General features: G+C 72.9%; 15 protein-coding genes and 1 riboswitch. Of the genes, 8 read left to right on the top strand and 7 right to left on the bottom strand.

Annotation, left to right across the window (positions count from 1 at the left end):
- Position 1: 1 nt before the first annotated feature.
- On the bottom strand, positions 2-1,171 hold the full coding sequence (gene xylA / locus CLV43_RS22330) for a xylose isomerase (protein ID WP_106189175.1): 1,170 nt from the start codon (positions 1,169-1,171) through the stop codon (positions 2-4).
- A gap of 95 nt (positions 1,172-1,266) precedes the next feature.
- Here xylA and CLV43_RS22335 point away from each other — a divergent pair, with 95 nt between their 5' ends.
- Positions 1,267-2,475 carry an ROK family transcriptional regulator gene (locus CLV43_RS22335; RefSeq protein WP_106189176.1) on the top strand — a complete coding sequence of 403 codons (1,209 nt, stop codon included), beginning with the start codon at positions 1,267-1,269 and terminating at the stop codon, positions 2,473-2,475.
- A gap of 111 nt (positions 2,476-2,586) precedes the next feature.
- Here the strand turns inward: CLV43_RS22335 and CLV43_RS22340 are convergent, their stop codons facing one another.
- Positions 2,587-3,546, bottom strand: a complete 960-nt coding sequence (locus tag CLV43_RS22340) for a terpene synthase family protein (protein ID WP_146174869.1) — start codon at positions 3,544-3,546, stop codon at positions 2,587-2,589.
- A gap of 190 nt (positions 3,547-3,736) precedes the next feature.
- On the opposite strand from CLV43_RS22340, the gene CLV43_RS22345 reads away from it, so the two are divergent.
- Complete coding sequence (locus CLV43_RS22345) at positions 3,737-6,493, top strand: nSTAND1 domain-containing NTPase (RefSeq protein ID WP_106189178.1); 2,757 nt, start codon at positions 3,737-3,739, stop codon at positions 6,491-6,493.
- Between the two features lie 42 nt (positions 6,494-6,535).
- Positions 6,536-6,952 carry a LapA family protein gene (locus tag CLV43_RS22350; RefSeq protein WP_425445763.1) on the top strand — a complete coding sequence of 139 codons (417 nt, stop codon included), beginning with the start codon at positions 6,536-6,538 and terminating at the stop codon, positions 6,950-6,952.
- 16 nt (positions 6,953-6,968) lie between these two features.
- On the opposite strand, the gene CLV43_RS22355 is transcribed toward CLV43_RS22350, so the two are convergent.
- The 3 genes from CLV43_RS22355 to cobN form a co-directional block, all read right to left on the bottom strand.
- A complete protein-coding gene (locus tag CLV43_RS22355) occupies positions 6,969-7,286 on the bottom strand; it encodes a polyprenyl synthetase family protein (RefSeq protein WP_106189179.1) in 318 nt (105 codons plus the stop codon).
- Positions 7,287-7,336: 50 nt separating this feature from the next.
- Complete coding sequence (locus CLV43_RS22360) at positions 7,337-8,359, bottom strand: LacI family DNA-binding transcriptional regulator (RefSeq protein WP_106189180.1); 1,023 nt, start codon at positions 8,357-8,359, stop codon at positions 7,337-7,339.
- 170 nt (positions 8,360-8,529) lie between these two features.
- Positions 8,530-12,120: a cobaltochelatase subunit CobN gene (gene cobN / locus CLV43_RS22365; protein ID WP_106189181.1), complete on the bottom strand. Its 3,591-nt coding sequence runs from the start codon at positions 12,118-12,120 to the stop codon at positions 8,530-8,532.
- A gap of 54 nt (positions 12,121-12,174) precedes the next feature.
- Positions 12,175-12,242, bottom strand: a riboswitch (cobalamin riboswitch).
- Positions 12,243-12,293: 51 nt separating this feature from the next.
- On the opposite strand from cobN, the gene CLV43_RS22370 reads away from it, so the two are divergent.
- Genes CLV43_RS22370 through cobJ form a run of 3 tightly spaced genes read left to right on the top strand, consistent with a single transcriptional unit; the run spans position 12,294 to position 15,393 of the window.
- On the top strand, positions 12,294-13,319 hold the full coding sequence (locus tag CLV43_RS22370; RefSeq protein ID WP_106189182.1) for a hypothetical protein: 1,026 nt from the start codon (positions 12,294-12,296) through the stop codon (positions 13,317-13,319).
- On the top strand, positions 13,316-13,942 hold the full coding sequence (locus CLV43_RS22375; RefSeq protein WP_106189183.1) for a precorrin-8X methylmutase: 627 nt from the start codon (positions 13,316-13,318) through the stop codon (positions 13,940-13,942). The genes CLV43_RS22370 and CLV43_RS22375 overlap by 4 nt, the downstream gene beginning before the upstream one ends.
- Positions 13,939-15,393, top strand: a complete 1,455-nt coding sequence (gene cobJ, locus CLV43_RS22380; RefSeq protein WP_106189184.1) for a precorrin-3B C(17)-methyltransferase — start codon at positions 13,939-13,941, stop codon at positions 15,391-15,393. The genes CLV43_RS22375 and cobJ overlap by 4 nt, the downstream gene beginning before the upstream one ends.
- Here cobJ and CLV43_RS22385 read toward each other — a convergent pair.
- Entirely contained in the window at positions 15,368-16,084 is a 717-nt protein-coding gene (locus tag CLV43_RS22385) for a cobalt-precorrin-6A reductase (protein ID WP_245886863.1), read from the bottom strand. The two genes, cobJ and CLV43_RS22385, sit on opposite strands and share 26 nt — an antisense overlap.
- Positions 16,085-16,226: 142 nt before the next feature.
- Here CLV43_RS22385 and CLV43_RS22390 point away from each other — a divergent pair, with 142 nt between their 5' ends.
- Positions 16,227-16,601, top strand: coding sequence for an SH3 domain-containing protein (locus CLV43_RS22390; RefSeq protein ID WP_106189185.1), 375 nt, complete (start codon positions 16,227-16,229; stop codon positions 16,599-16,601).
- 233 nt (positions 16,602-16,834) lie between these two features.
- On the opposite strand, the gene cobM is transcribed toward CLV43_RS22390, so the two are convergent.
- Positions 16,835-17,578, bottom strand: a complete 744-nt coding sequence (gene cobM / locus CLV43_RS22395; protein WP_106189186.1) for a precorrin-4 C(11)-methyltransferase — start codon at positions 17,576-17,578, stop codon at positions 16,835-16,837.
- 306 nt (positions 17,579-17,884) lie between these two features.
- Between cobM and CLV43_RS22400 the strand changes: the two genes are divergently transcribed.
- Positions 17,885-19,261 (top strand): alpha/beta hydrolase family protein, encoded by a 1,377-nt coding sequence (locus CLV43_RS22400; protein WP_211304474.1) that lies wholly within the window; start codon positions 17,885-17,887, stop codon positions 19,259-19,261.
- Positions 19,262-19,313: the final 52 nt, after the last annotated feature.

Here is a 19,313-nt window from a genome sequence, read left to right on the forward strand (position 1 = left end):
ATCAGCGAGCTCCCAGGAGGTGTTCGAGCGCCAACTGCGACAAGTGCACGAAACCGTAACCCTGCGCGCCCGCCGCGTCCACGTCGAAGTCCTCGAACGCGGACCTGTCCGCGAGCAGGTCGCGCGCCGTCTCACCGCGGGAGAGCGTCGGCAGCCCGAGCTCGGCCACCTTGGCCGCGGCCAGCGCCTCCTGCACCTCGGGGTCGGCGCGGAAGGACGCCGCGCGCTCCTTGAGCAACAGGTAGGTGCGCATGTTCGCGGCGGCGCTGGACCACACGCCGTCCATGTCCTCGGTCCGCAGCGGCTTGTAGTCGAAGTGCCGGGGACCGTCGTAGCCGCCGTTCTCCAGCAGGTCCACGAGGAAGAACGCGGACAGCACGTCGCCGTGGCCGAAGATCAGGTCCTGGTCGAAGCGCGGACCGTGCTGGCCGTTGAGGTCGATGTGGAAGAGCTTGCCCTGCCACAGCGCCTGCGAGATGCCGTGCACGAAGTTCAGGCCCGCCATCTGCTCGTGGCCGACCTCCGGGTTCACGCCCACCAGCTCGTGGTGCTCCAGCGTGGAGATGAACGCGAGCGCGTGCCCGATCGTGGGCAGCAGGATGTCGCCGCGCGGCTCGTTCGGCTTGGGCTCCAGCGCGAACCGGATGTCGTAGCCCTGGTCGATCGAGTACTGCGCGAGCGTGTCGAGCGCCTCGCGGTAGCGGTCGAGCGCGAACCGCACGTCCTTGGCCGCGTCGGTCTCCGACCCCTCGCGGCCGCCCCAGAGCACGAAGGTCTTCGCACCCAGCTCGGCGGCCAGGTCGAGGTTGCGCAGCACCTTGCGCAGCGCGTACCGGCGCACGCCGCGGTCGTTGCTGGTGAAGCCGCCGTCCTTGAACACCGGGTGGGTGAACAGGTTGGTGGTCACCATCGGCACGGTGACGCCGGTCTCCTCCAGCGCGTCCTTGAACAGCGAGATGCGCTTGTCGCGCTCGCCGGACTCGGTGCCGAACGGCACCAGGTCGTCGTCGTGGAACGTGACGCCCCAGGCGCCCAGCTCGGCGAGCTTGTGGACCGCGTGCACCGGGTCGAGCGCCGGGCGGGTCGCCTCGCCGAACGGGTCCTGCGCGCGCCAGCCGACCGTCCACAGGCCGAAGCTGAACCGGTCCGCACGAGTTGGCTGCTCCGCCACGGGTCCTCCTCCAATAAGTTTGATGCCTAAACTTATAGCGCCTTCGTCGGCAGGTCAACGTTTTCGCCACGTCGTCCAACGGCTACCATCCCCCGGTGTCCCCACCGCGGCCAGCCGGGCAGCACACCGTCCGACGGCACAACAGCGCCCTGGTGCTCAACGCCATCGCCGACCTGTCCGGGCACTCCCGCGCGGAGATCGCCGCGCGCACCGGTCTGACCAAGGCCACCGTGTCGAGCCTCGTCGACCGGATGATCGGCGCGAACCTGGTGGTCGAGGGCGCGGCGGCGGTCCGCACCGGCCCCGGCAGGCGCGGCACCGCCCTGTTCCTGGCCCCCGACGGCCCGCACGGGCTGGGCGTGGAGATCGGCGTCGACTACCTCGCAACCTGCCTGATCGACCTGACCGGCGAGGTCCGCGCCCGCTGGATCCAGTCCGCCGACAACCGCGTCCTGTCCCCCGCCCGTGTGCTGTCGCGCGTGACCAAGGCGGTGCGGACGGCGCTGGCCGAGGCCGACCGGATGGGCGTGCGGGTGGGCGGCATGGGCGTGGCCGTGCCGGGTCTGGTCGAGTCCGCGACCGGCATCCTCCGGGTCGCGCCCAACCTCGGCTGGCGCGAGGTCGACGTGCGCGGTGAGCTGCGCAGACGTGCCGACCTGGACGACATCCCGGTGCTCGTGGGCAACGAGGCGAACTTCGCCGCGCTCGCCGAGCTGTGGCAGGGCACCGGCCCCCGCGACTTCGTCCACGTGTCCGGCGAGATCGGCATCGGCGCGGGCATCGTCGTGGACGGCGGCCTGTTCGAGGGCGTGTCCGGCTTCGGCGGTGAGATCGGCCACGTGATGGTCGACCCGCGCGGTCCCGAGTGCGCGTGCGGCGCGCGCGGCTGCCTGGAACGGCTCGCGGGCCAGGAGGAGATCTACCGGCAGGCGGGCGTGCTGGACGACCGCGCGCCCGAGGAGCTGATCACCGACCTGCTGGACCGCCTCGCGCACCGCGACCGCAGGTCCGTCGCCGCCACCCGCTCGGCGGCCAGGTGGCTGGGCATCGCGCTGTCCGGTGTGGTCAACCTGCTCGACCTGCCCACCGTCGTGCTGGGCGGCACCTACGCCCGGCTGGCCCCGTGGCTGTGGGAACCGCTGCGCGACGAGCTGGCCCAGCGCGTCGTCAGCTCGACCTGGTCACCGGTCGAGGTGACCGCGTCCACGCTGGGCTCCGAGGCCGCGGTCCGCGGGGCGGCGGGCTCGGCCGTGCGGGCGATCCTGGCCGACCCCGATCCCTACGTCACCGCCGCGCTGGCCTGAGGACAGGGGTGGACGTCCCCACTAGGGGGCCGTCGGAACCCGCGCGCCACCGGCGGACGCGCGACGTGCGCGGTCCGCGGCGGGCGGGGGTGCGAGCCGGTGCCTGCGTCCTCAGCCGGACTCGCGGTAGCTCCCGGTGTACTCCGCCCACTTCCGGTGCCCGCCGACCCAGCGCCGCAGCAGCGCCACGTACCCGCGCACCTGCTCGTCCACCGGCGGCCCGAACGACGGCAGCTCGGCCGCCTTGCGGGTGAAGTCGCGGACCTCCTCGTCGTGGATCTCCACGGCGCGGTCCACGGCCTGGTCCAGCACGACGGACTGGGCGCGCATGGTGACCAGCACGAGGTTGTGCACGCCGCCGCGGGCGATCTCCGCCCGGTGGGTGTAGAGGTCCCGCGCGTACCCGACGATCCGGCACGCGGTGGCGGCCAGCTCGCGCAGGGCCGAGTGCTCGCGGACCGGCCGGGGCAGGTCGACGCCGTCGACCGGGCCCGCGAAGTGGAACATCGGGTGCAGCCCGACGGTGAGCTCGCAGACCTCGGCGTGCGCCTCCGGTGTCGGCACCGCGCCGAGGTGGTCGTCCAGGGCCGAGCGCGAGATGGCGTCGAACATCCGCCCGACCTCCGCGGCGAAGCCGTCCACCCACTCCGGACCGCCCAGGGCGAGGAGTCTGGCCCGCAGGTCCGCCATCGCGCCGACCCTCGGGTCTCCGGGCGGCACGGGCTCGTCGCGCAGCACGGCCAGCAGCAGCGCCAGGTCCTGGTCCGACACCCCGTCCTCGTGCAGCAGCGCGGCGAACAGGGCCCAGTCGCCCATCAGCCGCAGCTGCTCGTAGTCCGCCCGCGGGTACCCGTAGCCGACGAGATGGCCCAGCTCCTTGCCGGCCGCCTCGTTCATCGCGTGCGGCGGGAGCAGCCCGACCGAGACGGCCCAGCCGACCGAGTGATCGGTCACCAGGCCGTCCACCGCGTTCGACTCGGTGTCGAACGCGCACAACACGAACGGCGGCGAGATTTCCGCACGAGATCCGGGCACATCGAGTCCGCTGAGTGTGAACGCGCCTACGCTCATGGCTCAACCCACCTCCGTTGACTGTTCTCCTGGGCCGAGCGGCAGTGACCGGCCACCACCGAAAAATAACGGCGTTTCACAATCTTGGACAACCCCTAGCGGCCCCTATGCCACACCGCTCGGAATCCGGTCACTGGACGTCGTAGCACCAGCTCAGGACAATCGGAGGCGGGGACGAGGAGGTGAGCGGGTGCCGCGTGGGGAACGTCCGCTGGACGAGGGTGACACTCCGCTGCTGCGGTTCGCGGCCGATCTGCGCACCCTGAGGGACCAGGCGGGCGGTCGCACCTACCGCCAGCTGGGCACCAGGGCGCACTACTCGGCGACCACCCTCTCCGACGCCGCGGGCGGCCGGAAGCTGCCGAGCCTGGCCGTGACCTTGGCCTACGTGCAGGCCTGCGACGGCGACCCCGGCGAGTGGGAGGACCGCTGGCGCGAGGTCGCCGCCGAGGTCGCGCCCGCCGAAGCGCGCCGGGCCGACGAGGGCACGCCCCCGTACGCGGGGCTCGCCGCGTTCCAGCCCGAGGACGCGCCGTGGTTCTTCGGCCGCGAGCGGATGCTCGACGACCTCGTCGCCCGGATGTCGGAGCGGCGGCTGGTCGGGGTGTTCGGGGCGTCCGGCGCGGGGAAGTCCTCACTGCTGCGGGCCGGGCTCGTGCCCCGGATCGCCGAGGGCGGGCTCGACGACGGGTCGTGCCGGACCACGATCGTCGTCACGCCCTCCGAGCTCGACCTGAGCGCGGACGTGCTCGACCGGGTCGTCGGCGCGGGCGTGGACGAGCTGGTGCTGGTGGTCGACCAGTTCGAGGAGGTCTTCACGCTCTGCGGGGACCTGGCCGCGCGCACCGCGTTCGTCGAGGCGCTCCTGTCCGCGTCGCGCACCCGCTGCCGGGTGGTGATCGGGATCAGGGCCGACTTCTACGGCCACTGCGCCCTGCACCCCGGCCTGGTCGAGGCCCTGAGCGACGCCCAGCTGCTGCTCGGGCCGCTGTCCGCCGAGGAGCTGCGCCAGGTGATCATGCGACCCGCGGTCAAGGCGGGCTGCACGGTGGAGACGGCGCTGGTGACCAGGCTGGTCGCCGACGCGACCGGGCAGCCCGGCGTGCTGCCGCTGGTGTCGCACGCGCTGCTGGAGACCTGGCGGCGAAGACGCGGGACCGCGCTCACCCTGGCCGGCTACGAGGCGGCGGGCGGCATCCAGCACGCGCTCACCCAGACCGCCGAACGCACGTTCACCGCGCTGGAGACCGACCAGCGCGCCGTGGCGAGGCAGATCTTCCTGCGGCTGACCGCGCTGGGCGACGGCACCGAGGACACCAAGCGCAGGCTCACCCGCGGCGAGCTGGACGCCGACGACGTGGACACCCAGGTCGTGCTGGACCGGCTCGCGCACGCGCGGCTGCTGACCCTCGACCAGGACGCCGTCGAGATCGCGCACGAGGTCCTGATCCGCTCGTGGCCCCGGTTGCGCGGGTGGCTGCACGAGAACCGCGAAGGCCTGCGGACGGCCCGCCAGCTCACCGAGGCCGCCGCCACCTGGAACCTGCTCTCCCGCGAGCCCGACGCCCTCTACCGCGGCACCCGGCTGGACACCGCCGTCGAGTGGGCCGCGGGCGGCGAGGCCAGGCTCAGCACCCGTGAGCAGGAGTTCCTCGACGCCAGCCTGGCCGACCGCGACCGGGAGCAGGCGCTCGCACTGCGCCGGACGCGCAGGCTCCGGCAGCTCGTGGCGCTGCTGCTGGTGCTGCTCCTGCTCGCGGGCGGCGCGATCGTGCAGACGATCCGGGCCCAGGACGCCGCCGACGAGCAGCGCAACATCGCGGTGGCGCAGCAGATCGCGGGCGCGGCCGTGCGGATGCGCGAGTCCAACCGGCCGCTCGCCCAGCAGCTCAGCGTCGCCGCCTACCGGCTGGAGAGCACCAGGGACGTGGTGGACGGGCTGCTGACCACGTCGGCGGCCAACTGGAACAAGCACCTGATCCGCCGGGTGGTCCCGACCACGGAGGTCCCGATGGGGCCCGACGGCAGCGCGGTCCGCGGCAAGGGCCAGGTGCCGCAGCAGGACAGCTCCGGCGACCTCGGCTCGGTGCAGTCGCTCGGGTTCACCGCGGCGGGACGGGTCCTGGCGACCACTCCCGACGAGCTGTGGGACCTGACCGACGCGGGCAAACCCGTTTCGCTGCACCACTTCCCGAACCGGATGGTCGCGACCGCGCTGTCGGCCGACGGCACCCGGATGGCGACCGTCGACGACAGCCCCGACAACACCGTGCGGCTGTGGGAGCTCAAGCGGCCCGAGGCGCCCGCGTTCGTGTCGACCGTGCCGCACAGCGGACAGGGCGGCCGCGAGGTGCGGTTCGACCAGAGCGGTCAGGTGCTCGTCACCATCGACGACGACAGCACGACCACCCTGTGGCGGCTGGACCGGCCGGACGGACCGCACGAGTTCGGCAGGCTGACCAGCATCCCGCACATCTCCACGATGGCGCTGTCGCAGGACCGGCGGCTGATGGCCACCGGCGGCGCGGACGGCGTGATCCGACTGTGGGACATGGCCGACCCGTGGCACCCGGCGAAGCTCGTCGAGCTGGGGGTGCAGGCCGCGGAGGTGCGCGCGCTGGCGTTCTCCCGCGACGGCAGGCACCTCGCCAGCGCCGCGGGTGACCAGACCGTACGGCTGTGGGACATCTCCGACCCGCGCGCTCCCGGCGAGCCCGCGACGATCACCGGACCGACCACGTCCGTGCACACGGCGGTGTTCGTGCAGAGCGACGACGGCGGTGACGACGTGGTCGTGATGACGTCGAGCGGCGACGGCTCGTCACGTCGGTGGGACTTCGACGTGGCGCGGGCCGTGAGCCGCCTCTGCACGGGCAGCACGGCGCTGACCCGCGCGGACTGGGACCGCTTCTTCCCCGGTTTCCGGTTCACTCCGCCGTGCGGATGACCTGTGCTGCGGGAACACCCGGAAGAGCCGATACTCATTCGGGTGAGCACTCCTCGTGACGACCGCGCGACCGACCTCCACCCCACCGACCTCGGGGTGCCGGCCGATCCGTCGACGCCGGCCGACGAGTCGGTGACCCATCCGCCGGTGCTCCCCGACACCACCGACCCGGCTCCCGTCCCGACGCAGCCGCCCGCGTCGCACGTGAAGCTGAAGCCGACCAGGATCAGCGGCACCTGGGTCGCGGTCATCATCGCGATCTTCGTGCTGATCTTCCTGCTCGTCTTCATCCTGCAGAACCTCGCGGGCGTCACCATCCACTTCCTCGGCGGTGCCTTCACGCTGCCGCTGGGCGTGGCGCTGCTGTTCGCCGCCATCGGCGGGGCGCTGCTGGTCGCGCTGGTCGGCGCGGCCCGGATCATGCAGTTGCGGCGCCAGACGAAGAGGGCCCTGCGCTGAGGTCCCGCGTCGCCGGTTAGCGCCCGAGCGCGCGGCACACCACCTTGGCGAAGGTGTTGGGCGGCAACGGTTCCAACGCCGTCCACGCACTGTCCACATGCGACAGCGTTTCGTCGCGGAACGCCTGAACCGCGTCGCACGCCACCAGCTCCGCGGCCACCTCGCGCACGGTCAGGTCGTCGGCGCCGCCGCGCCCGGCCTCCCACACCCGTGCCGTCCGCTCCGGCGCCAACGGCATCGTCACCTCGCCCGACCGCAGGTCCTCCCCCGCGAGCTCGGCCACCGCGCGGCACCGGAGGGCGCCGGCGCCGTCGGTCGAGCCGGTCCGCCGCATGAGTCACCCCCATTACCCTGCGTGGTGGATGATCACGCAGTGCACAACCGCTAAGCGCTGGCCCTGACGACCAGGGACGTCGGCAGCAGCAGCGACGGCGGCAGGCCTTCCTCGCCCGCCAGCTCGGCCAGCAGCCGCCAGGTCATCGTCCGCCCCAGCTGCTCCACGTCCTGCTTCACCGTCGTCAGCGGCGGCACCGCCGTCGAGGCCAGGGCGAGGTCGTCGAACCCGACCACCGCGACGTCCTCCGGCACCCGCCGCCCGTTGGCGTGCAACGACTGCAACGCCCCCAGCGCCATGATGTCCGCCGCCACGAACACCCCGTCGATCGACGGGTCCCTGGCCAGCAGCTCGGTCATGGCCGCCGCGCCGCTCTCCGGCGTGAAGTCCCCGTAGGCCACCAGGTCGGACTCCATGCCGAACTCGCTGAGCGCCCGGCGCCAGCCGCTCAGGCGGTCCATCCCCACGGCCATGTCCTTCGACCCGGCGATGGTCGCGATCCGCTTCCGCCCCTTGGTCACCAGGTGCCGGGCGGCCTCCAGGGCGCCGTTGAAGTTGTCCGCGTCCACATAGGGCACGCCGGAGGCGCCCAGCGGACGACCGCCCACCACTATCGGCAGCCCGGCGTCGGCCAGCGTCTGCGGCAGCGGGTCCTGGCCGTGCAGGCTGATCACCAGCGCACCGTCCACGTGGCCGCCGCAGAGGTAGCCGACCAGGTCCTGCTCGTCGTCCTGCTGGCTCATCATCAGCACGAGCTGCACCCGGTGCCCGGCGAGCTCGGCGTGCACCCCGCGCAGCACCCCGGCGAAGAACGGGTCGGACAGCACGCGGCTGCCCTGCTCCGACACGACCAGCGCGATGCAGTTGGTCCGGCTGCCCGCCAACGTCCGGGCGGCCTGGTTGGGGCTGTAGCCCAGGCTCACGATGGCCGCGAGCACGGCTTCGCGGGCCCGCGAGCTGACGTACTGCTCGCCGTTGATGACCCTGGACACGGTCGACTTGGAGACCCCCGCCTGGCGGGCGACCTCTTCGATCCGCGCCCCGAGGCGGCGGCCGCGGGCGGCCTCAGTCATGCGGACCCGTACCGCTCACCCGCGCACCCAGGACGTCCATGGATCACATAATAGGTCCAGACGACCCCAGGACCAGCAGGACACCCGTTACCACCACCACACCACCCGACCGGGCCATGCCACCCACCGCACTCCCGCGGCGGCGGGTGGCGGCCCGCGCAGGGGGTGCGCTACCGGTCCTCGAGATCCCCCTCGGACTCCAGGAACACGGCCTGCAGGGCCGCCAGCGTCTCGGCTTCCGGGTGCTCCCACATGCCCCGGTTCGCCGCTTCCAGCAGCCGTTCGGAGATCCCGTGCAGCGCCCACGGGTTGGACTCGGTCATGAACTTCCGGTTCTCCGGGTCCAGCACGTAGGTCTCGGCGAGCTTCTCGTACATCCAGTCCGCCACCACGCCGGTCGTCGCGTCGTAGCCGAACAGGTAGTCCACAGTGGCCGCCAGCTCGAACGCGCCCTTGTACCCGTGCTTGCGCATGGCCGACAGCCAGCGCGGGTTCACCACGCGGGCGCGGAAGACGCGCGTGGTCTCCTCGTTCAACGTCCGGGTGCGCACGGCGTCGGGCCGGGTGCTGTCGCCGACGTAGGCGGCGGGCGCCTTGCCGGTCAGCGCGCGGACGGTCGCGACCATGCCGCCGTGGTACTGGAAGTAGTCGTCGGAGTCCGCGATGTCGTGCTCGCGGGTGTCGATGTTCTTGGCCGCCACGGCGATGCGCCGGTAGGCCGACTCCATGTCCGGCCGCGCCTGCACGCCGTCGAGCTCACGGCCGTAGGCGTACCCGCCCCAGACCGCGTACACCTCGGCCAGGTCGGCGTCGTCGCGCCAGTTCCGGCTGTCGATCAGCGGCAGCAGGCCCGCGCCGTAGGCACCCGGCTTGGACCCGAAGATCCGCATGGTCGCGCGGCGGGCGTCGCCGTGGGTGGCCAGGTCGGCCTGCGCGTGCGCCCGGACGTAGTTCGACTCGGCGGGCTCGTCCAGCGCCGCCACCAGCTGCACGGCGTCGTCCAGCATGGCGACCACGTGCGGGAAGGCGTCGCGGAAGAACCCGCTGATCCGGACGGTCACGTCGATCCGCGGCCGGTCGAGCTCGTCGAGCGGGACGGCCTCCAGACCGGTGACCCGGCGGGACTGCTCGTCCCACACGGGACGGACGCCCATCAGCGCGAACACCTCGGCGATGTCGTCGCCGGAGGTGCGCATGGCGCTCGTGCCCCACACCGACAGCCCCACCGACGGCGGCCATTCGCCCGTTTCGTCCCGGTAGCGCGCCAGCAGCGAGTCCGCCATCGCCTGCCCGGTCTCCCACGCCAGCCGCGACGGGATCGCCTTCGGGTCGACGGAGTAGAAGTTGCGGCCGGTCGGCAGGACGTTGACCAGTCCGCGCAACGGCGACCCGGACGGGCCCGCGGGCACGTAGCCGCCGTCGAGCGCGTGCAGGACGTTGGTCATCTCGTCGGTCGTCCGGGCGAGCCTCGGGACGATCTCGTCGGCCGCGAACTCCAGGATGCGCGCCACCTGGTCGGAGTCGGTGAGCCCGCGCGCCGCCTCGCGCGCCCAGCCCGCGTCCTCCATGCCCTGCACGAGCGCGCGGGCGGTGGTCTCGACGTCGTCGGTGGCGACGCGGGTCTCCGAGCCGTCCTCGTTGAGCCCCAGCGCTTCGCGCAGCCCCGGCAGCGCGGCCACCTGGCCCGCCCACATCTGCTTCGCCTGGAGCATCGCCAGCACGAGCCCGACGCGGGCGTCGCCGGTGGGCGCCTCGCCCAGGACGTGCAGGCCGTCGCGGATCTGCACGTCCTTGATCTCGCACAGCCACCCGTCGACGTGCAGGATGAACTCGTCGAACTCGGCGTCGTGCGGGCGGTCGTCCAACCCGAGGTCGTGGTCAAGCTTGGCGGCCTGGATGAGGGTCCAGATCTGCGCTCGGATGGCGGGCAGCTTCGCCGGGTCCATCGCGGCGATGTTCCCGTGCTCGTCGAGCAGCTGCTCCAACCGCGCGATGTCGCCGTAGCTGTCCGCGCGGGCCATCGGCGGGACCATGTGGTCGACCAGCGTGGCGTGCGCGCGCCGCTTGGCCTGGGTGCCCTCGCCGGGGTCGTTGACCAGGAACGGGTAGATCAGCGGCAGGTCGCCCAGCGCCGCGTCGGTGCCGCAGCCCGCGGACATGCCGACGGTCTTGCCGGGCAGCCACTCCAGGTTGCCGTGCTTGCCCACGTGCACCACGGCGTGCGCGCCGAAGTCGTCGGCCAGCCAGCGGTAGGCGGCCAGGTAGTGGTGGCTGGGCGGCAGGTCCGGGTCGTGGTAGATCGCGATCGGGTTCTCGCCGAAGCCGCGCGGCGGCTGGACCATCACCACGACGTTGCCCGCCCGCAGCGCCGCGAGCACGATCTCGCCGTCGGCGTCCTTGGACCGGTCGACGAACAGCTCGCCGGGCGCCTGCCCCCAGTGCTGCTCCATCTCCGCGCGCGTGTCGTCGGGCAGGGTGGCGAAGAACTCGCGGTAGCGGGCCGCGGTCATCCGGACCGGGTTGCCGGTGAACTGCTCCTCGGTCAGCCAGTCCGGGTCCTGCCCGCCCGCCGCGATCAGCGCGTGGATGAGCGCGTCGCCGTCGAGCTGCTCCACGCCGGGCAGCTCGCCGGGCGCGCCGATGTCGTACCCCTGCTCCCGCAACGCGGTCAGCAGCCGGACGACGCTCGCGGGGGTGTCCAGGCCGACCGCGTTGCCGATGCGCGAGTGCTTCGTCGGGTACGCCGACAGCATCACCGCGATCCTGCGTTCGGCGGGCGGGGTGTGCCGCAGCCGGGCGTGGGCCAGCGCGATGCCCGCGACCCGCGCCGCGCGTTCCGGGTCGGCGACGTAGACGGTCAGGCCGTCCTCGTCGATCTCCTTGAAGGAGAAGGGGACCGTGATGATCCGGCCGTCGAACTCCGGGATCGCGACCTGGGTCGCGGTGTCCAGCGGCGACAGGCCGTCGTCGCTGTCGTCCCACGCCGCGCGGCTGCTGGTGAGGCAGAGCCCTTGCAGGATCGGCACGTCCAGCGCGGCCAGCGCGCCGACGTCCCACGCCTCGTCCTCACCACCGGCGCCCACGGTCGCGGGCTTGCTCCCGCCCGCGGCCAGCACCGTGACGACCAGCGCGTCCGCCGTGCCCAGCACGGCCAGCAGCTCGGCCTCGGCGGTGCGCAGCGACGAGCAGTACACCGGCAGCGCGCGGCCGCCCTTGGCCTCGACCTGGTCGCACAGCGCGTGCACGAACGCGACGTTCCCGGCGACGTGGTGGGCGCGGTAGTAGAGGACGGCGACGGTCGGCCCGTCGGTGGTCTTGCCCTCGGTGACGGGCACAGGGCGTTCCAGCAGGCCCCAGTTCGGCGCCGGGACCGGCGGCGCGAAGCCGTTGCCGGTCAGCAGGATCGTGTCGGACAGGAAGTTGTGCAGCTCCGCGAGGTTCGCCGCGCCGCCGTGCGCGAGGTAGGCGTGGGCTTCCGCGCACACGCCGCCGGGCACCGTGGACAGCTCCATCAGCGGGGCGTCGGGGTTCTGCTCACCGCCGAGCACGACCACCGGGCGCGGGCCCGCCAGGACGGCGTCGAGGCCCTCCTCCCACATCCGGCGGCCGCCGAGGATGCGCACGACGACGACGTCGGCGCCCTCGACCAGCTCGGGGAGGTCGGCCACCTCCAGCCGCGACGGGTTGGCGAGCCGGTAGTCCGCGCCACTGGCCCGCGCTGACAGCAGGTCCGTGTCGGAGGTCGAGAGCAGCAGGATCACGCGAAAGCTCCACTCCGGGGTCCTCGCCCCAAGTCGTCGGCACACGGCGGAGCGGAGTTCCTGGCTCCCGGATCGCTCCGGTGACAGTGGCGGGACCGCGTCGGACTTCCACCGACTTCCTCGCTGCTTCGCCGTTCGGCCTGACAGTACAGCCGTCACGTAGCATCCGGCGCGTGCCAACGGAGCGAACCCACGCCGACGCCTGTCCAGGCGCTATCGACGTGCACCCCGCCGCCGACGGCGGGTTGGCGCGCATCCGGGTTCCGGGCGGAACTCTGACGAAAGTCCAGTTCAGGGCCATCGTGACGGCCTCGGCCGAGCTGGGTGACGGTCAGCTGGAGCTCACCTCGCGGGCCAACTTCCAGATCCGCGGACTGGCGGACGGGGCCCAGTTCGAGCTCGGCGACCGCATGGCCGAGGCGGGTCTGCTGCCGTCGCTGACCCACGAACGTGTGCGCAACATCATCGCCGCGCCCCTCTCCGACGACACCCAGGCCGTCGTCGACGCGCTCGACAGGGCGATCTGCGCCACTCCCGAGCTCGCCGACCTGCCCGGCCGCTTCCTCGTCACGGTCGGCGCCGAGGTCGCCGGACTGGGCGCCGACATCGGCCTGGTCGACGACGCGCTCCTGCTCGCCGGGCGCGACACCGGACTCAGGGTGGACGACCCGGTGGCCGCCGTGGTCGAGGCCGCCCGGATCTTCGCCGCCGAACGCGGGACGGCGTGGCGACTGGCCGAGGTGCCCGACCTCGTGGCCCGGATCACCGCCGCCCTGGGCACCCCCACGGCCTCCCCCGGCACCGTCGGCACGACTCCCCCGCCGCCCGGCCCGGCCGGTGACCGGTTCGTCGTCGGCGCTCCGCTCGGCCGCCTCGACGCCCGCCAGGCCGCCGCCCTCGCCGGCTTCCCCGTCCGGCTCACGCCGTGGCGCGGCCTGGTCCTGCCCGGCTCGCCCGACCTCACCGGGCTCGGGCTGATCACCGACCCCGACTCCCCCTGGCACGGCGTCACGGCCTGCACCGGACGGCCTGGCTGCGCGAAGTCGCTGGCCGACGTGCGGACCGACGCCCGGAACTGGCTCGGCACGCCCCACACCCGACCGGTGCACTGGGCGGGCTGCGCCCGACGCTGCGGACGACCGTCCGGAGACGTGATCGAGTTCGTCGCGACCGGCGACGGCTACGAGGAGACGAGTTGACGAGCTACCTCCAGGACGGCGCCGAGATCTACCGCCGGTCGTTCGCCACGATCCGCGCCGAGGCGGACCTCGGCGGGTTACCGGCCGACGTCGCGCGCGTGGCGGTCCGGATGATCCACGCCTGCGGGATGGTCGACCTGGTGCGGGACATCGCCTTCTCCGCCGACGCGGTCGCGAACGCGCGCGCCGCGCTGCTGGCGGGCGCGCCGATCCTCTGCGACGCCACCATGGTCGCGGCGGGCGTGACCCGCAAGCGGCTGCCCGCCGACAACGAGGTGGTCTGCACGCTCGGCGACAGCCGCGTTCCGCACCTGGCCGCACGGCTGGAGACCACGCGCAGCGCGGCGGCGATGGAGCTGTGGCGCGACCACCTGGAGGGGTCGGTCGTCGCGATCGGCAACGCGCCCACGTCGTTGTTCCGACTGCTGGAGATGATCGACGCGGGCGCCCCGAGGCCCGCCGCCGTGCTGGGCGTCCCGGTCGGCTTCATCGGTGCCGCGGAGTCGAAGGAGGCCTTGGCCGCCAACGACCTCGGGCTGGAGTACCTGGTCGTGCGCGGACGTCGGGGCGGCAGCGCCATCGCCGCCGCGGCCCTCAACGCGATCGCGAGCGAGGAAGAATGACGGGCACGCTGTACGGCGTCGGAGTCGGCCCCGGCGACCCGGAGCTGGTCACGGTCAAGGCGGCCAGGCTGATCGGCGCCGCCGACGTGGTCGTGTTCCACAGCGCGCGGCACGGGCGGAGCATCGCGCGGGCGACCGCGGCGCCGTACCTGCGCGAAGGGCAGGTCGAGGAGCAGCTCGTCTACCCGGTCACGACCGAGGACTCCGACGACTACCAGGGCGAGATCGACGCGTTCTACGTCGAGTGCGCCGCGCGGCTGGCCGCGCACCTGGACGCGGGGCGGGACGTGGTCGTGCTGGCGGCGGGCGACCCGTTCTTCTACGGCTCCTACATGCACCTGCACAAGCGGCTGGCCGACCGGTACCCGACCGAGGTCGTGCCCGGCGTGACGTCGGTGAGCGCCGGGTCCGCGGTGCTGGGCAGGCCGCTGGTGGAGCGCGACGAGGTGCTGACGATCCTGCCCGGCACGCTGCCGCCGGACGTGCTCGCCGAACACCTGGCGCACACCGACTCCGCCGCGGTCATGAAGCTGGGCCGCACGTTCAAGGGCGTGCGCACGGCGCTGGAGGCGGCCGGGCGGCTGGACGACGCGTGGTACGTGGAACGGGCCACCACCGGCAAGCAGCGGACGGCGCCGCTGTCCGAAGTGGACCCCGACACCGTGCCGTACTTCTCGCTCGCGGTGCTGCCCAGCGTGGTCCGGGAGCGCACGACCGTCGGCGAGGTCGTCGTGGTCGGTCTCGGACCCGCCGGGCGGGAGTGGCTGACGCCGGAGGCGCGGGCCGCGCTGGCGTCGGCGGACGACCTGGTCGGCTACGGCCCCTACCTCGACCGCGTGCCGCCGAACCCGCACCAGCGCAAGCACCCGTCGGACAACCGGGTCGAGGCCGAGCGCGCCGCGTTCGCCCTGGACCTGGCCAAGTCCGGCTCGCGGGTGGTCGTCGTGTCCTCCGGCGACCCCGGCGTGTTCGCGATGGCCAGCGCGGTGCTGGAGGTCGGCGACGAGGAGCAGTTCTCGTCCGTGCCGGTGCGCGTGCTGCCGGGGCTGACCGCCGCGCACGCGGTGGCCAGCCGGGTCGGCGCACCGCTGGGACACGACTACTGCGTGGTGTCGCTGTCGGACCGGCTCAAGCCGTGGGAGGTCATCGCCGGACGGCTGGAGGCCGCGGCGAGGGCGGACCTGGTGCTGGCGGTCTACAACCCGGCGTCGCGCAGCCGGACGTGGCAGGTCGAGGCCGCGCGGGACCTCCTGCTGGCGCACCGGTCCCCGGACACCCCGGTCGTGATCGGCCGCGACGTCGGCGGCCCTCAGGAGAGCATCGTGGTCGTGCGGCTGGCGGACCTGGACCCCGCGGTGGTGGACATGCGCTGCCTGCTGCTGATCGGCTCGACCACGACCCGGATCACCGGCAAGGGCCAGGTCTTCACGCCCCGCCGCTACCCCGCCTGACCCACGCCACGGCCGCGGCGACCGAGTCCACGGTCTCCGCGGCCGGGGCGGGCGGGCGGCGCACGACCACGACGGGCAGGCCGAGCGACCGGGCCGCGACCAGCTTCGCGGCCGTCTGCCCACCCCCGCTGTCCTTGGTCACGAGCACGTCGATCCGGTACTCCCGCATCAGCCCCACCTCACCGTCCACTGTGAACGGTCCCCGGTCGAGCAGCACGTGGAGCCGTTGCGGCAGCGGGGGTTCCGGCGGGTCGACCGAGCGCACGAGGAAGAACTGGGGGCACCCGGCGAACACCCCGACGTCCTGCCTGCCGGTGGTGAGGAACACCCGGCCGCCCGGCAGGCCCGCCGCGGCCTCCTCCAGCGAACCGACCCACCTCCAGTCGTCACCGGGCTCCGGCGCCCACCCTGGGCGGCGCAGCACCAGCAACGGGATCCCGACCCGCGCGGTGGCCTCGACGGCGTTCGCGGTGATGCGCGCGGCGAACGGGTGCGTGGCGTCCACCACGGCCGTGATCCCGTTGCCGCGCAACCACTCCACCAGCCCGTCGACCCCACCGAACCCGCCGACCCGCACCGCGCCCTCGGGCAGCCGCGGCTCCGCCACCCGCCCCGCCAACGACGACACCACCAGACCGGGCAGCTCCGCCGCCAACCGCCGCGCCTCACCGGTGCCGCCGAGGATCAGGATCACCGGGACAGGATATTCGCGGATCGCACTATCGTGTCATTGACACCCTGCGGTCCCGCTGGAAATCTCAATAGCAGCTGGAGGGGATGAATCGGGGGATTCTCTGGGGCCTCTCCAGCGGCAACAGGGGGAGGAATCCAGAATGGAACTCGTTTCCAGGTCGATCACGGCTTTGTCCGTCGCGGCCGCTCTGCTCATGTCCGGCGCGGCGACCGCACTCGCCGCGCCGCCGGGGGAAGCAGCCGTGTCGGTGCAGGCAGGCTGCCCGGACAACACTTGGTCCAACCAGGACAACCGCACCGGCAAGCTGGTCCTGACCGCCGCCAACATCCGCACCGGCCCCAGCACCACCTGCACATCGGTGGGCCAGGCCCAGACCAGCCACTCCGTCACCCTGCACTGCTGGAAACCGGGCCAGGACGGCACGTGGAGCCACGCGCGGGACAACAGCACCGGGAAGCAGGGCTGGATCAAGGACACGCTGCTGGCCGGGAACGGTGCCATGATCGCCTGCTGACCAGGCCAGGTGCGGCAGCCCGCGCAAGTCGCCCGACCTGCACCGCTCCATGACCGGTCGGGTCGGGCCCCGGCTCCTGAACAGTTCTGGCTCGGCGTGCACACCGAGCCAGGACTCGGGGCTCACCGCATCACGCCAGGGCTCAGGCCTCGGGGCTTGGGCCTCGGGGCTCAGGCCTCGGGGCTCAGGCCTCGGGGCTCAGGGCTCAGGGCTCAGGGCTCAGGGCTCAGGGCTCAGGGGCGGCAGCGTTCGGCTGAGTACAGGTGGCTGTCCAGGAACTGGGTGGCGCCCAGAACTCGGCCCACCACAATTACCGCCGTGCGGCGGATATCGGCGGCGAGCACCTGTCCGGCGATATCCGCCAAACTACCCCGCAACACCACCTCGTCATCACGGCTCGCACGCGCGACAACGGCCACCGGACAATCCGCACCGTAATTCGGGATCAATTCCGCGACCACTTCCTCGATCCGCTGCACGGCCAGGTGCAAGACCATTGTCGCGCCCGAGGTACCCAAGGTCGTCAGGTCCTCACCGGGCGGCATCGGGGTGGCGCGGGCGGAGGTGCGGGTGAGCACGACGGTCTGGCCGACGCCCGGCACGGTGAGCTCGCGCTTGAGCGAGGCGGCGGCGGCGGCGAACGCGGGCACGCCGGGTGTGACGTCGTAGGGGATGCCGGCCGCGTCGAGGCGGCGCATCTGTTCGGCCATGGCGCTGAAGACGGACGGGTCGCCGGAGTGCAGGCGGGCGACGTCCGCGCCGGAGTCGTGGGCCGCCACCAGTTCCGCGACGATCTCGTCGAGGGTCAGGTTCGCGGTGTCGACCAGGCGTGCGCCGGGCGGGCAGTGGTCGAGCAGTTCGACGGGGACCAACGCGCCCGCGTACAGGCAGACCGGCGATGACGCGATCAACTTGGCTCCGCGCAAGGTGACCAGGTCGGCGGCACCGGGTCCGGCGCCGATGAAGTGGACGGTCATGGGGTGTTGGGCGCGGCCGTCGGGGGCGCGCCCGCTCCTCTCCGGACGGGGGCGGGGTCCAGCTCCCCGGCAGCACGTCCACGAGGAGCCCCGGCGCCATCGTGCCCGATCCGGCGGACGCCCCCACCCCTGACCCGGTCGACGGAAGCGCAGGTGACGGCCCCACGTCGCCACCGAGGCCCGATTCGTATGCTATAGCTTAATCAGCTTGCTATAGGTTGTAGCGGATGAATGGAGTGATTCTTGAAGACACCTGTCGCACGCCCGCGTCGTCCCCGATGGCTTTCGCCCCGTCGCGGCGGGGCGGTGCTCGCGGTCGTGCTCACGGCCGCGGTGGTCAGCGCGCCCGCGGCCGACGCGCGCAGCACGCCACCCGCGGCCGGGGTCTGCCCGGTCGGCCTGGTGGAGAAGGCCACCTGCTACACGGGCCAGGACCCCGACGGCGCCTACTACGCGGTGGCGATCCCCAAGCGGTGGAACGGTTCCCTGGTCGTGCACGCCCACGGCGGGCCCGACTTCGCCTACGACGGGTCGAGCCCGGTCGAGGACCTCCGGCGGTGGGCGGTGATGGTCGACCAGGGGTACGCCTGGGTCGGGTCGTCCTACCGGCGCGGCGGTTACGGGGTCAGGATGGCCGCCGCGGACACCGACAACGCGCGCAGGCTGTTCACCCGGCGGTTCGGCAGGCCGGAGCGCACCTACCTGCACGGCCAGTCGTGGGGCGGCAACGTGGCGGCCAAGGTCGCCGAGACCTACGGCAGGCAGCCGGGCACCTACGACGGGGTGCTGCTGACCAACGGCCTGCTGGGCGGCGGGTCGCGCGGGTACGACCCCCGCGTGGACCTGCGCGTGGTCTACCAGTACTACTGCCGCAACCTCCCCCGGCCGACCGAACCGCAGTACCCGCTGTGGCAGGGGCTCCCGGCGGACTCCACCCTGAGCCCCGAGGACGTGCACGCCCGCCTCCAGGAGTGCACCGGCATCGAGGACGCCGCCGCCCGCACCCCCGAGCAGCAGCGCGACCTGGACGACATCCTGGCCGTCACCCGCCTCCCGGAGCGGACGCTGGACATCCACCTGCAGTACGCGACCTTCCTCTTCCAGGACGTCGTGTCCAACCGGCTCGGCGGGCGCAACCCGTTCGGCAACCGCGACGTGCGCTACGACGGCTCGCACGACGACGCGGCGCTCAACGCGGGCGTGGAGCGGTTCTCGCCGGACCCCACCGCGCGCCGCGACCTGTCCTACGACAGCGACCTGACCGGCCAAGTGTCCGTGCCTGTCCTCACGCTGCACGCGATCGATGACCCGCAGGTGTTCGTGGAGAACGAGTCCGCCTACCGCGCCACCCTCCAGGGCGCGGGCGGGGAGCGGAACCTCGTGCAGACGTTCACGACCGAGAGCGAGCACAGCGAGCTGAGCGACTCCGAGTACGCCGCGTCCATCTCCGCGCTCGACGCGTGGGTGCGCACCGGCCGCAAGCCGACGCCGCGGTCGGTCGCGGGCTCGTGCGGCGCGTTCGACACCACCTACGGCACCGGGTGCTCCTACGACCCGGAGTTCCGGCCCGCGCCGTTCGCCACGAAGGTCCGGCCCCGGCCGGGCGGCCTTGACTGGCCCGCGTTGACCGCGGCGCAGGAGTGCGCGTGGAGCCGGATCAGCGGCATCGGGATCGCCGCCTAGCCACACGGCTCGTGGTCCGTCGGAGCACCCCGGCGGACCACGACCCAGCCGT

Origin of the sequence: Umezawaea tangerina (assembly GCF_003002815.1) — a bacterium.
Classification (GTDB): Bacteria; Actinomycetota; Actinomycetes; order Mycobacteriales; family Pseudonocardiaceae; genus Umezawaea; species Umezawaea tangerina.

What these genes read in the sequence shown, in the direction of transcription:
- CLV43_RS22340 (WP_146174869.1), bottom strand. Translation starts at nt 3,546, where the DNA reads ATGAGCGTAGGCGCGTTCACACTCAGCGGACTCGATGTGCCCGGATCT.
- CLV43_RS22355 (WP_106189179.1), bottom strand. Translation starts at nt 7,286, where the DNA reads ATGCGGCGGACCGGCTCGACCGACGGCGCCGGCGCCCTCCGGTGCCGC.
- CLV43_RS22360 (WP_106189180.1), bottom strand. Translation starts at nt 8,359, where the DNA reads ATGACTGAGGCCGCCCGCGGCCGCCGCCTCGGGGCGCGGATCGAAGAG.
- cobJ (WP_106189184.1), top strand. Translation starts at nt 13,939, where the DNA reads ATGACGGGCACGCTGTACGGCGTCGGAGTCGGCCCCGGCGACCCGGAG.
- CLV43_RS22390 (WP_106189185.1), top strand. Translation starts at nt 16,227, where the DNA reads ATGGAACTCGTTTCCAGGTCGATCACGGCTTTGTCCGTCGCGGCCGCT.
- cobM (WP_106189186.1), bottom strand. Translation starts at nt 17,578, where the DNA reads ATGACCGTCCACTTCATCGGCGCCGGACCCGGTGCCGCCGACCTGGTC.